This is a genomic window from Pseudomonas sp. MS01C9, assembly GCF_058202755.1.
In genome coordinates this window covers 1,608,132-1,620,685 of sequence record NZ_CM177073.1, presented here as the reverse complement: position 1 = coordinate 1,620,685, position 12,554 = coordinate 1,608,132, and the positions used below count along the sequence as shown (strand labels likewise).

At 64.2% G+C, this 12,554-nt stretch carries 11 protein-coding genes; 5 read left to right on the top strand and 6 right to left on the bottom strand.

The features are described 5' to 3' along the window. The first annotated feature begins 66 nt into the window (after nucleotides 1–66). The 3 genes from AC1M7R_RS07490 (at nucleotide 67) to AC1M7R_RS07480 (ending at nucleotide 4,044) form a co-directional block, all read left to right on the top strand. Entirely contained in the window at nucleotides 67–1,716 is a 1,650-nt protein-coding gene (locus AC1M7R_RS07490; RefSeq protein WP_092181317.1) for an acyl-CoA dehydrogenase family protein, read from the top strand. A gap of 123 nt (nucleotides 1,717–1,839) precedes the next feature. Next, a complete protein-coding gene (gene amn, locus AC1M7R_RS07485) occupies nucleotides 1,840–3,339 on the top strand; it encodes an AMP nucleosidase (protein WP_165887859.1) in 1,500 nt (499 codons plus the stop codon). 138 nt (nucleotides 3,340–3,477) lie between these two features. Beyond that, a complete protein-coding gene (locus tag AC1M7R_RS07480; RefSeq protein WP_165887860.1) occupies nucleotides 3,478–4,044 on the top strand; it encodes a pseudouridine synthase in 567 nt (188 codons plus the stop codon). On the opposite strand, the gene AC1M7R_RS07475 is transcribed toward AC1M7R_RS07480, so the two are convergent. Together AC1M7R_RS07475 and AC1M7R_RS07470 are read right to left on the bottom strand one after the other, a co-directional pair. Then, on the bottom strand, nucleotides 4,039–4,248 hold the full coding sequence (locus AC1M7R_RS07475) for a DUF2788 domain-containing protein (protein ID WP_039594082.1): 210 nt from the start codon (nucleotides 4,246–4,248) through the stop codon (nucleotides 4,039–4,041). The two genes, AC1M7R_RS07480 and AC1M7R_RS07475, sit on opposite strands and share 6 nt — an antisense overlap. A gap of 277 nt (nucleotides 4,249–4,525) precedes the next feature. Beyond that, entirely contained in the window at nucleotides 4,526–5,005 is a 480-nt protein-coding gene (locus tag AC1M7R_RS07470) for an Lrp/AsnC family transcriptional regulator (protein ID WP_072395908.1), read from the bottom strand. 412 nt (nucleotides 5,006–5,417) lie between these two features. Between AC1M7R_RS07470 and AC1M7R_RS07465 the strand changes: the two genes are divergently transcribed. Continuing rightward, nucleotides 5,418–6,386, top strand: coding sequence for a DUF6515 family protein (locus tag AC1M7R_RS07465; protein ID WP_076406212.1), 969 nt, complete (start codon nucleotides 5,418–5,420; stop codon nucleotides 6,384–6,386). A 45-nt stretch (nucleotides 6,387–6,431) separates the two neighbouring features. Here the strand turns inward: AC1M7R_RS07465 and AC1M7R_RS07460 are convergent, their stop codons facing one another. Together AC1M7R_RS07460 and AC1M7R_RS07455 are read right to left on the bottom strand one after the other, a co-directional pair. Next, on the bottom strand, nucleotides 6,432–7,325 hold the full coding sequence (locus tag AC1M7R_RS07460) for a cation diffusion facilitator family transporter (protein WP_072395912.1): 894 nt from the start codon (nucleotides 7,323–7,325) through the stop codon (nucleotides 6,432–6,434). A 28-nt stretch (nucleotides 7,326–7,353) separates the two neighbouring features. Then, the gene (locus tag AC1M7R_RS07455) at nucleotides 7,354–7,773 is read right to left on the bottom strand and encodes a hypothetical protein (protein ID WP_053151726.1); all 420 of its coding nucleotides are present in this window, start codon (nucleotides 7,771–7,773) and stop codon (nucleotides 7,354–7,356) included. Between the two features lie 254 nt (nucleotides 7,774–8,027). Between AC1M7R_RS07455 and hrpB the strand changes: the two genes are divergently transcribed. Then, nucleotides 8,028–10,544, top strand: coding sequence for an ATP-dependent helicase HrpB (gene hrpB / locus AC1M7R_RS07450; protein ID WP_490610324.1), 2,517 nt, complete (start codon nucleotides 8,028–8,030; stop codon nucleotides 10,542–10,544). Between the two features lie 45 nt (nucleotides 10,545–10,589). Here hrpB and AC1M7R_RS07445 read toward each other — a convergent pair whose 3' ends face one another. Then, nucleotides 10,590–11,669, bottom strand: a complete 1,080-nt coding sequence (locus AC1M7R_RS07445; protein ID WP_072395916.1) for an endonuclease/exonuclease/phosphatase family protein — start codon at nucleotides 11,667–11,669, stop codon at nucleotides 10,590–10,592. 88 nt (nucleotides 11,670–11,757) lie between these two features. Continuing rightward, complete coding sequence (locus AC1M7R_RS07440) at nucleotides 11,758–12,420, bottom strand: YciC family protein (RefSeq protein WP_072431390.1); 663 nt, start codon at nucleotides 12,418–12,420, stop codon at nucleotides 11,758–11,760. Nucleotides 12,421–12,554: the final 134 nt, after the last annotated feature.

The following is a 12,554-nucleotide window of genomic DNA, read 5'->3' as shown; positions in this document are numbered from 1 at the left end:
GACACTTTGTTCGGCCTGGAGGCGGTGCTTAACTGAAGGTCTGCTGGCCGACCGAGGAGCCCCGTCATGAACCTGCACCAGTTCGCCGAAACCCACGACGTCACCAATCAGCCCCCCTCCCTGGACGGTGCCAACCTGTATCGCATCGACCTGCCGCTGCAACAGTGGTCGCAGCGTTTTGGTGCTGGCTGGGCACAGGCGCGGATCGATGAGTACGGCGCGCTGGCCGGTGGGCCGTTGATGGAGGCGGGCTTCCTGGCCAACCAGAACAAGCCGGTGTTTTCCAGCCATGACCGTTATGGCCACCGCATCGACCTGGTGGAATTCCATCCCGCCTACCATCAGTTGATGCGCACCGCCATCGAGCATGGCCTGCCCAGTCTGCCTTGGGCCCATCCGCAACCCGGTGCCCACGTCGCCCGGGCTTCGATGACCTACCTGCATAGCCAGGCCGAAGCGGGCACCGGTTGCCCGTTGACCATGACCTTCGCCAGCGTGCCGGCGTTGCGCCTGCAACCGGACCTGGCCGAGCGCTGGCTGCCGAAAGTGCTCGCCACCGAATACGACCCGCGCAATGTCGGCATGGCGCACAAGGCCGGGGTCACCCTTGGCATGGCGATGACCGAGAAACAGGGCGGCACCGATGTGCGCGCCAACACCACCAAGGCCTATCCGGTGGGCGCCAGCGGTCCGGGGCAGGCCTATGAGCTGGTGGGTCACAAATGGTTCTGTTCGGCACCGATGTGCGATGCCTTCCTGACCCTGGCCCAGACCGACAAGGGGTTGAGCTGTTTCCTGCTGCCGCGCCACCGCCCGGACGACACCCGCAATCAGTTCTACATTCAGCGGTTGAAGAACAAGCTGGGCAATTGTTCCAATGCCTCCAGCGAAGTCGAGTTCCGTGGGGCCCTGGCCTGGATGATGGGCGAAGAGGGGCGGGGGGTACCGACCATCATCGAGATGGTTGCCATGACACGCTTCGATTGCATGGTCGGTTCCAGCGCCCTGATGCGCCAGGCCCTGACCCAGGCCAGCCATCATTGCGCGCACCGCCAGGTCGGCGGCCGGTTGCTGAGCGAGCAGCCGCTGATGCAGAACGTCCTGGCCGACCTCGCCCTGGAAAGCGAGGCCGCCCTGGCCCTGAGCCTGCGCATGGGCCGGGCGCTGGATCACTTGAGTGACGAGCACGAGGCCAGGTTCGCCCGGCTGGTGACGGCGGTGGGCAAATACTGGATCTGCAAGCGCGCCCCCGGAATGATCAACGAGGCCGCCGAATGCATGGGCGGTGCCGGTTACGTGGAAGACAGCATCCTGCCGCGCCTGTACCGGGAAGCGCCGGTCAACTCGACATGGGAAGGCTCCGGCAACGTGCAATGCCTGGATGTATTGCGGGCCCTGTCCAAGGAACCGGGGGTGCTGGAAGTGCTGTTCAGCGAACTGGGCGACGGCCACGGCGACAAACGCCTGGCCGCCCATATCGAGGGACTGCACACGGCGTTCAAGGACACCGACGACATCCAGTACCGCGCCCGGCAGTTTACCGAAGACATCGCCGTGGGCCTGCAAGCCAGGCTGTTGCTGGAGGCGGGGAACAGCGAGGTCAGCGATGCCTTCATCGCAAGTCGCCTGGGTTCGACCGGCCGGGCGTATGGAGCCCTGCCTCGGGGGTTGAATGTCGAGGCGATCGTGGCGCGCTCGACTCCGCATGGCTTTTAGAAACACCACCTCTCCCTGTGGGAGCGATCAAGCTGGCCTCCACAGGGGCTGAAGATCAATTGTGGGTGAATGATCGAGCGCGCCAATACGCCACTGTTCCCGTCGGGCGGCGATGCAGGCAAGATGAAGGCCTGCAAGTCAGAACACAGGAAGCTGATCGTGACCGAAGCGTTTATTGTCGTTCAAACCGCCGAGCAAGCCGTAGACCGGCTCGCGGCACTGCACGAGCGTGCGACCACCGCGCTGAACCAGGCGCTCATGCGTTACCTCAAGGATCGAATCGAACCGGATGCCGAGCAGCGGGCCTTGTTTCGCTATCCCGCCCTGCGCCTGACCTACCATTGCCACGGCGAAGTCCCACAAACCACCCGGGCCTACGCCAAGGTCCAGCTGCCGGGCACTTATTGCGTCACCGTTACCCACCCTGCCGCGTTCCGTAAATACCTGCTGGAACAGCTCGTCCCGCTGATGCATGACTTTACCGTCACCGTGGAAGTGGGTGTCAGCGAACAGAACATCCCGTACCCGTACGTGGTCGAGCAGGGTGACGAACTGGCCGGCTCCGGCGTGACGGCAGCGGTGCTGGCGCGGGTTTTCCCCAGCACAGACCTGTCGGCCGCCACCGACGGCATCGCCGACGGGCTCTATGACTGGGAAAATACCGACCCGTTGCCCCTGGCGCTGTTCGATGCCGCCCGCGTGGACTTCTCCCTGCGTCGACTGGTGCACTACACCGGTAGCGACTGGCGCCATGTGCAACCGTGGATCCTGCTGACCAACTATCACCGCTATGTCGACCAGTTCATCGTCCACGGCCTGGAGCAGTTGCGCAGCGATCCGCGTTTCGTGCGCATGGTCCTGCCGGGCAACGTGATCATCGACAAGAACATGGACCACGGCGAAGCCTCGGCCATCGCCGCCGGCGTGGTCTGGCACCGCTACCAGATGCCGGCCTATCACCTGCAGGCCAGCGACGGCCATGGCGTGACCCTGGTGAACATCGGGGTGGGTCCGTCCAACGCCAAGAACATTACCGACCACCTGGCGGTACTGCGACCGCATTGCTGGCTGATGATCGGTCACTGCGGCGGCCTGCGGCAGTCCCAGACCATCGGCGACTATGTCCTGGCCCACGCCTACATGCGCCGCGATGGCATCCTCGACCGGGTGGTACCGCCGAACATTCCGATTCCGGCCCTGGCGGAAGTGCAACTGGCGCTCCAGCAGGCCGCGGCGAATATCACCGGCGAGAAGGGCGACGAGCTTAAGAAGCGCCTGCGTACCGGCACGGTACTGACCTACGATGACCGCAACTGGGAACTGCGCTGGGCCCAGGAACGTCCGTTGATCAACCTGTCTCGTGCCGTGGCGGTGGATATGGAGAGCGGCACCATCGCGGCCCAGGGTTATCGCCTGCGGGTGCCGTATGGCACGTTGCTGTGCGTTTCGGACAAGCCGCTGCACAGCGAGATCAAGCTGCCCGGTTCGGCCAACGCGTTCTATGAACGGGCGGTCAACCAGCACCTGAAGATCGGCATCGCCGCGCTGGACCTGCTGCGCACCGAGCTGAACTCCTTGCACTCCCGCAAGCTGCGCAGCTTCGACGAGCCTCCGTTCCGCTGATGTGACGGTGGTTATTTAGCGGTCGGGCCACTAGCATTGGCGGCCCTGATCGCTAGATGCCGTGCCACTATGCCCCGTTCTCCTCGTCCCGCTTCCCGTCGTCCCGGCGCGAAGCCACAGGCAACCGCGCCGCGCCGCGTGGCCAAGGCCCCGCCGGCGGAGCCGAAGCTGATCCTGTTCAACAAACCCTTCGATGTGCTGACCCAGTTCAGCGATGGCCAGGGGCGGGCGACGCTCAAGGATTTCATCGACATACCGGGCATTTATCCGGCCGGGCGGCTGGATCGCGACAGTGAAGGGTTGCTGCTGCTCACCAACGATGGGCAATTGCAGGCGCGCATTGCCGACCCTAGGCATAAGCTGGCCAAGACCTATTGGGTGCAGGTGGAAGGCGAGCCGAGTGCCGGGCAGTTGCAGCGTCTGCGCGATGGCGTGGAGTTGAACGACGGCATGACCTTGCCGGCCGAGGCGCGGCAGTTGGATGAGCCGCAGCTGTGGCCACGCAACCCACCCGTGCGCTTTCGCAAGAGCGTGCCTACGAGCTGGCTGGAATTGGTGATTCGCGAGGGGCGCAACCGCCAGGTCCGGCGCATGACTGCTGCGGTGGGCTTGCCGACGTTGCGCCTGGTGCGGGTCAGGATCGGCGACTGGACGATCGAAGGGCTCGGCCAGGGGCAGTGGAGGGAAGTGCCGGCGCGCTTATAGCGTCCCGGATTCGATCAGGCCGATCACCACGCTCTTGATGATGAACGCTGCCACGCCAAGGCCCAGCACGAAGAACAGGATGAACGAGCCGAAGCGTCCGGCCTTGGATTTCTTGGCCAGGTCCCAGACGATGAAACCCATGAAAATGATCAGGATGCTGACCAGGCCAGTCATCATCCACTCTTCGAAAACGGCAGGATCCATCGAAACACTCCGGCGTGGGCGGGGTTGAAAAGGCGCGGCGAGTATACGGCATGGTGCAAGCGCGGGGGATTGGCCTGCGGCGGTGTGTCGCAGCTATTCATCGCCTGGGCTGACGCGATCACGAGCAAGCTCGCTCCCACGTTGGATTTATGACAAGCGCAATATCCATGCGCCCGGCCCCCCTGTGGGAGCGAGCTTGCTCGCGATGGCGGCATTACCGCTGTCAGTGATTTGGCCGGTCCACCGCCATCGCTTGCTCAGGATTTCATGGGGATATTCAGTTACGCAGGTGAGTCAACGGCAACTCGGTGCTGTTGAGCACCTGGTTCAGTACGAAGCTCGAACGCACGCTGGTTACGCCGTCGATCCGGGTCAGATGTCCCAGCAGCAGCTTTTGGTAATGGTCCATGTCCGGTACCACCACCTTGAGCTGGTAGTCCGCGTCCATGCCGGTCACCAGGCTGCATTCCAGGACCTGCGGCAGGTTGCGGATGGCCGCCTCGAAATTCTCGAAACGCTCGGGCGTGTGGCGATCCATGCCGATCAGCACATAGGCCGTCAGGCTCAGGCCGAGCATCTTGCGATCGAGCAGGGCGACCTGGCGTGAAATATAACCGTCGTCTTCCAGCTGCTTGACTCGTCGCGAGCAAGGGGAGGGCGACAGACCGATGCGCTCGGCCAGTTCCTGGTTGGAGATCCGCGCATCGCGCTGCAATTCCGCCAATATGCTCAGGTCGTAACGGTCGAGTTTGCTCATCGGTCGGGCCTTTATCTTGATAATTGCGGCAGATTATCTCTCTGGGGTTAAAAATTGCGCAAGTGATGTTTAAAGCAGCAATCTTCGCAATCATCTGTCGGCCCGTGAAGCCTATCCTTATCACCAAGATCACTGCTCGGACAAACAGTCCAGTGCAGCCCGCCGAATCAGGCCGGCTGCGGTCGCGGCACCCACCGGTGCCGGCAGGCCCCCGAGCTGCACACTGTCCAGAAGACGGCGTGAGGTGAGCCGACGTCAAAAGCGTCGAGCACGGACAAAATTCACAAGGGGAGGCCGACGGGCCTCCCTTTTTTATGCCTGCGAAATAAGCCCCGGGGCTGATAATCTGTGCAGAACCGGCCTGGGCTTTTCCAGTCTCATGTTCAGGCCCTGAACCCGTGTGAGGAATTTCATGAAGTCGCGCATCTGGCGTTTGGCAGGTGTTGGTCTGTTGTGGGCAAGTGTCAGTGCGCAGGGAATGGCCGACGATCAGCAGAATCGTGGCGGCCCGCAGGGTTACCCAGGCCAGCCCCGGCCCCAAGGCAACGAGATCATTCGTGGCGATAACAGTCGGCAGTTCGAGGTCCAGCCGCAGTACCCCAGTGGGCAGCAGGACGTTCGTCCACCTTACGATCCCAACGCCTACGGTCGCCCGCCGCAGCAGCAACCCGGCAACAACCTGCCGATCCAGGGCCGTCCCGACAGCGTGACCCAGACCCGGGAGCCGCAGCCGGGTTACTACCGCGATATTCCGCGCCGCAGCGAGGGTTACCCGGCCAATGGGTCGCGACCTGGCCATGACAGCCGTCCCGATCCGCACTGGGCCGGTAGACCGGACGGGCATGGCAACGGCTGGGGCCCAGGGCCGCAGTATCGTCCCGGGTATGTGATCGACCGTTTTCCGGACCGTCACTATCGCGTGCCCTATCGCGGCGAGGATTATTTCTATTCGGGTGGCTACTGGTATCGACCCCAGGGGCCGCGCTACGTCGTGGTGCAGCCGCCACGAGGCATTCGTACCCGTTATCTGCCCGATTACGCCCGGGAAGTGTGGATCGGCAGTTCGCTGTTTTTCCTCGCTGCCGGGGCCTATTACATCTATGAAGCCAACACCCGGGATTATGTGGTGGTCGACGCGCCGGTGGCCAACCCGCAGCCGCAGCCCCAAGGTAACGGTTTCGACGTGTTGGCTTATCCGGCCAACGGCCAGTCCCCCGAACAGGTCAACCAGGATGGCTACGAGTGCTATCGCTGGGCAGTGCAGCAGAGCGGCTTCGACCCGCGCAACTACACCTACCCGCCGGCACCGGAAGTGGTACAGACCTATCGCCAGGCCCAGGGTGGTTGCTTGAGCAGCCGTGGGTATCAGGTGACCTACTGATACCCACAACCGAATCAGCGTCGACACCTGCTTCTGTGTCCGGCATCAAGCGCTGGTGTGCTTCACCACTTCCGACGGATCGGCATGGACCAACACTTCTGCCTTCGGATAGGCCTGGTGGATGGCGTCGGCGGCCTGGTCGCTGAGGCCATGGGCCACGGACAGGGTCAGGTCCCCTGGTAACTCCAGGTGCAACTGCACGAACCAGTGGTTGCCGGAGATTCGCGTACGCAGGTCATGGGCACCGAGCACGCCCGGCACGGCGCAAGCCAGTTCCAGCATATGCTGGCTGACATCGGGCGGCAGTTCCTCGTCCATCAGCACCGCGAAGCTTTCCCGGGCGATCTGCACGGCGCTCCACAGAATGTACGCGGCGATGCCCAGGCCGAACCACGCATCGACCTGGAACCAGCCGAGCCCGGCCAGCACCAGTGCTACCAGGATGCTGCCATTGAGCAACAGGTCGGAGCGGTAATGCAGCGAGTCGGCACGCACCGCGTTGGAGCCAGTGGCACGGATGACTCGATGCTGCAACGCCAGCAGCGCCAGGGTCAGCACCAACGAAAACACGATCACACCGACACTCAGCCAGGGCGCATCCACCGGGACCGGCGCTTTCATGCGTTCGAACGCCTGCAGCGCGATGAGCACGGCACTGCCCCCGATGAACAGCGCCTGGGCCATGCCGGCCAGGGACTCGGCCTTGCCGTGCCCGTAGCGGTGGTCGTCGTCGGCGGGGCGCAGGGCGTAATGCACCGCCAACAGGTTGAGCAGTGAGGTGACACCGTCCAGCGCCGAGTCGGTCAGGCCGGCGAGCATGCTCACCGACCCGCTCAACCACCAGGCCAGGGCCTTGGCGACGATCAGGATCAACGCCACGGCCACCGAGGCGCGGGTGGCCAGGCGCAGCAAACGGGCATGCTCGGTGCTGGTAGTCATGACGCGCTCGTTCCTTCGGCGGCGCCCTTCATGCGGCAGGCTTGAGGCCGAAGGCAGCCAGTTGCTGGGCGCTGCCCTTGTGCTGGATCAGCCGTGGATCGTCCAGCGGGAAGCTGCGGCCCAGTTCGCTTTCCAGGATCGCTTGCAGCTTATGGTTGTCGACACTGCCGTCGGCGTTGATGGCCGGCTTGAGTTTCTCCGGGGCGATCTGGGCGCTCTTGCCCGGTTCGAAGTAGATGGCGCCGGTGGCAAAGTCCACGGCGAACGCGATCAGGCCGGGAATAATGTAGAACAGCAGGCCGACGGCATCGAGGGCGGCGATGGCCGGGTCGATCTTGCCATCGATCTGTCCACGGCGATCGGGATAGAAGATCGAGCCGCAGGCACTGAGCTGGGTCAGCAGGGTGGCGACCAGGACGCCGCCGATCACGCGAAATGGCATACGCATAACAATCTCCCGAGCAGGTAAAGGCGTTGCTGGTTGGAGTCCAGACCACGCGAAACAGTTCGCCGTTATACTCGGCCCTCCGTTCTGGAGCTAGTGGCCTGTGTGGCTAATTTGTGCACTCAACTTCGGCGCCAGAACTTGCCAGGCTGCGTTGCCAATCCTCGCCGTAGCGGGCTACGAGTCGTCATGCGCCTTGCCTGACAAGCCTTGGCACTCGAAGTTGAGCACTTGAATTAACCGTACAGGCCACCCGCATGATTTTTTTGCCGATTGATGAAGTTTTACCCGCCCTGCGCCAAGCCTTGGCATCGCGCCACGAAGCCGTGCTCGAAGCACCGCCCGGTGCCGGTAAAACCACCCGCGTTCCCCTGGCCTTGCTGAACGAGCCCTGGCTGGCCGGACAGACCATCCTGATGCTCGAACCCCGGCGCCTGGCGGCCCGGGCGGCGGCCGAGCGGCTGGCCAGCGAACTGGGGGAAAAGGTCGGTGAAACGGTGGGCTACCGGATTCGCCTGGACAGCAAGGTAGGCCCGAAAACCCGTATCGAAGTGGTCACCGAAGGCATCCTCACCCGCCGCCTGCAGGACGATCCGGCGCTGGAAGGCGTGGGCTTGCTGATTTTCGATGAGTTTCATGAACGCAGCCTCGATGCCGACCTGGCCCTGGCCTTGAGCCTCAACGGCCGGGAGCTGTTTCGCGAAGAGCAGCCGCTGAAGATCCTGCTGATGTCCGCCACCCTCGAAGGCGAGCGCCTGGCCGGGCTGCTGGATAGCGCGCCGATCCTGCGCAGCCAGGGGCGGATGTTTCCCGTGACGGTGCGTTGGGGCCGTCCGTTCCAGCCCGGCGAATTCATCGAGCCGCGGCTGGTGCAGACAGTGCTGCAAGCCCTGCACGATGAAACGGGCAGCGTGCTGGTGTTTTTGCCTGGGCAAGCGGAGATCCGCCGCGTCCATCAGCAATTGGCCGATGCCTTGGGCGAGAGCGGCGATGTGCTGCTGTGCCCGCTGCATGGCGAATTGGACCTGGCGGCCCAGCGCGCCGCCATCGACCCCGCGCCAGCGGGCCGACGCAAAGTGGTGCTGGCCACCAATATCGCGGAAACCAGCCTGACCATCGACGGCGTGCGGGTGGTGATCGATGCCGGACTGGCCCGAGTGCCACGTTTCGACCCGGGCAGCGGCATGACCCGCCTCGACACCCAGCGTATCTCCCGGGCCAGCGCCACCCAGCGGGCCGGTCGCGCCGGGCGGCTGGAGCCGGGGGTGTGCTACCGCTTGTGGTCCGAGGACCAGCACGAACAACTGGCGGCCTACGGCAGCGCCGAGATTCTTTCGGCGGATCTGGCCGGGCTGGCCTTGCAATTGGGACGCTGGGGCGTGGCGCCGCAACAGCTGGTCTGGCTCGACGTCCCGCCTGCCGCCGCATACGCCCAGGCCCAGGACCTGCTGCAACGCCTGGGCGCCCTGGAAGGCGAGCAACTGACGCGCCATGGCCAGGCCATGGCCGAGTTGCCGGCCCATCCACGCATTGCCCATCTGCTGCTGCGCGGCCAGGCCTTGGGGCTGGCGGAGATGGCGTGCAACGTCGCGGCGCTGTTGGGTGAGCGAGACATTCTCCGGGGCGCCGGCGCCGACCTGCACAGTCGCCTGGCCCTGTTGTCCGGCGAAGAGCGTGCGGCACGCGGCGCCCAGGGCGGGGTGCAACGGGCGCGGCAACTGGCCCGGCAATATCGCGGCTATCTGCGGGGCAAGGCCGAAGAGGCCGTAGCCGACCCCGATCATCCGCGCTGGCTCGGTGCGCTGCTGGCGTTGGCCTATCCGGATCGCGTCGCCCAGCAGCGGCGGCCCGGTGGTGCGGAATATCGCCTGGCCAACGGCCGTGCCGCGCTGTTTGCCGAGGCTGACAGCCTGATGAAGCAACCGTGGCTGGTGATCGCCGACCTCGGCAGCCGCCAGGGCCAGCGGGAGGAGCGCATCTATCTGGCGACGGATTTCGACCCGACGCTGTTCGATTCGGTGCTGGCCGAGCAGGTTCGCACGGTGGATCAACTGGACTGGGATGAACGCGAAGGCGTGTTGCGGGCCGAGCGCCAGCGCAAGGTCGGTGAGCTGGTCCTCAGCCGCGAACCGCTGACCGGCCTGGACGAATCGGCGCGCAGCCAGGCGCTGGTGAACCTGGTTCGGCGCAAGGGCCTGGAGCTGCTGCCCTGGACCCCGGAGCTGCGACAATGGCAGGCGCGGGTTGCGCTGCTGCGTCGGCTCGACCTGGACGCCAAGGGCGAAAGCGAATGGCCCGATGTCAGCGACGGGGCGTTGCTGGACAGCCTCGAACACTGGTTGATGCCCTATCTGGGGCGAGTCTCGCGCCTCAGTCATTTCGCCAACCTGGATTTGTCCAGCATCGTTCACAACCTGCTGCCCTGGCCATTGCCGCAGCGCCTGGACGAGCTGGCTCCCCATCACTTGAGCGTGCCCTCGGGCTCGTCGATTCGCCTGGACTACAGTGAGCATCCACCCATCCTGGCGGTGCGCTTGCAGGAGCTCTTCGGCCTGGCCGATACCCCGCGCATCGCCGGCGGACGCCAGGTGGTCAAGCTGCACCTGCTGTCGCCGGCACGCCGGCCGGTGCAGGTGACCCAGGACCTGGCCAACTTCTGGCGCAGCACCTATGTCGAAGTGAAGAAGGACTTGAAGGGGCGCTACCCCAAGCATTACTGGCCGGATGATCCGTTGGTGGCCGAAGCGACGGCACGGGTCAAGCCGCGCAAGTGAGCTGACCCCGGCGCAGGTCCAGTTGTGGCGGCGATGCGGCCTGGGTCAAGGCGATGCCGGCAGCAGGAACCGTGCAATCACCGGCAGATGGTCGGAAATGCGCAAGGTATCGTCCTGCCGCACCCTGGCTGCGACCCGCTTGATCTGCGGGCTGTAGAACAGGTAGTCGACGGTGCGGTCGGGGCCGTTGAGGCCGGGGTCGTTCGGATAGTGGGTCAGCCAGTGCTTGCGGTCGATGCCGCTGGCCTCGTTGTTGGTGGGAATCATCGGGTATTTGTCCCATAGCAGATGCAGCGGGCTGTCTGCGGAATAGGGCGTGCGTTGTTCGACCGGCAGGCGCAGGTACTGGCCCAGGGGCAGGAGGTTGAAGTCGCCGCCGATCATCCAGGGCGTGCCTGCCGATTCGAGCCTGTCCAGGGCCCTGGCCACGGCCGCGACCTGCTTGGGCAGGGTTTCATCCGACTCGTCAGCCCGTTCCAGATGGGTGTTGAGCACTGCCAACTGACCGCCACCGTTGAGTGGCAGGTAGCTCATGAGCAAGGCATTTTTGGGTTGGAACTGGCGGCTGACGACATTGGCGTTGGCAACGGGCAGTTGCACCCGTTCGGCGTGGTCGATGCGGTAGCGACTGAGCGTCGCCAGTTGCCGGCCGACGCTGCCGAAGATCCGCGGGTTGGGGATGAAGTCGGCTTTCCAGTCGAAGGCGCTGGTGCTGCATGGATAGAGATCGGCGAGCCGCTCTTGCAGCAACTTGAACTGGTTCTGGTAGTCGCTGGCCTTGGCGCCGTTGTCCAGCTCCTGGAGCAGGACAATGTCCGGCTGCTCGTCGCGGATGACACGTGCCACTTCATCGAGGCTGAAGGCCATGTCTTCCAGGGTCGGGCTTTCATCGTCGCCCCGGGCCAGGTCGTTCCAGAACACATAGCGTTTGCCCGCCAGGAACTGGACGTTCCAGGTCATCACCTTCAAGGCCTGGCCGGGCATCAGCGGCGCCGCATTGGCAGTGCAGCTGACCGGCAGGGTTTCCCGGTCCTGCGGACGCCAGGTCAGGCTGTAGATCGACAGGGCGGCCAGGCAGAGGATCGACAGCAGGCCCAGCAGGGTGTAGCGCAGTAAACGGGTCATGGCTCGGCTTTGGGCGGTACGCAAAAGTGATCCCGAGCATAACCGAGAGCGCTTCCCAGGCCCAACCCCGATACCTGCATGGCACCTGTCACGAGTTGTCGGTTTTTTCTTCGATCAGCATGAACATCCGGAACAGCACCACACTGGTGAACAGCTGCAGGAAGCTATGGACGCTGTCGATCAGCAAGGTGACCCAGGGGTTCTGCGGTGGCGGATACACCGAGACGCTGGCCCCCTTGAGCAGCCACAGCGGGCCCATCACGCCAAGAATGCACAACAGGATCCGCCAGAAGCGACCGCGGCTCATGCGCAGGCTTTGCTTCATCGCCGCCAGGGGCGCCAGGCCCCTGAGCACCAGCAGGTATTCGCTGAATGCCAGCGTCACCATCAGCCACAGGCCCGGCAGCAGGTACAGCGAGATACCCAGCAGGATCAGCAGCGTGTTGAGGGCTGTCAGCACGGCGAAGCGTGGCCACAGGGTGAGGGCGGCGGCCAGGAGGTCACGGGCGCGGGGCGATTCGCCGCGGCTGCGTGCATCGAGAAACAGGATCAGTGCAGCGGTGTACAGCGGATATACCAGCAGCCCGACGATCAGGCTGTAGCCAGGAAATCCGTCGGGACCGACGGCGCTGTCCACGCCTTGCTGCAGCACGGCTTCGAGTATCACCAGGGGCAGGCACAAGCCGGCAATCCGGCCCAGATGGCGCTTGAAGAAATACAGGGAGTCGCGCAGCACGTCTAACGGATTCATGGGTCGGTATCGCAGTTCAACAAAGCGGTCTGACACTTTAACCGATCAAGCCAGCGCACAAGCAAACGTAAACATCTGGTAAAGAGCATTGAAACCTTCCCGGCGAGCCCCATTACTGGCTGGCAGCGGTCCTG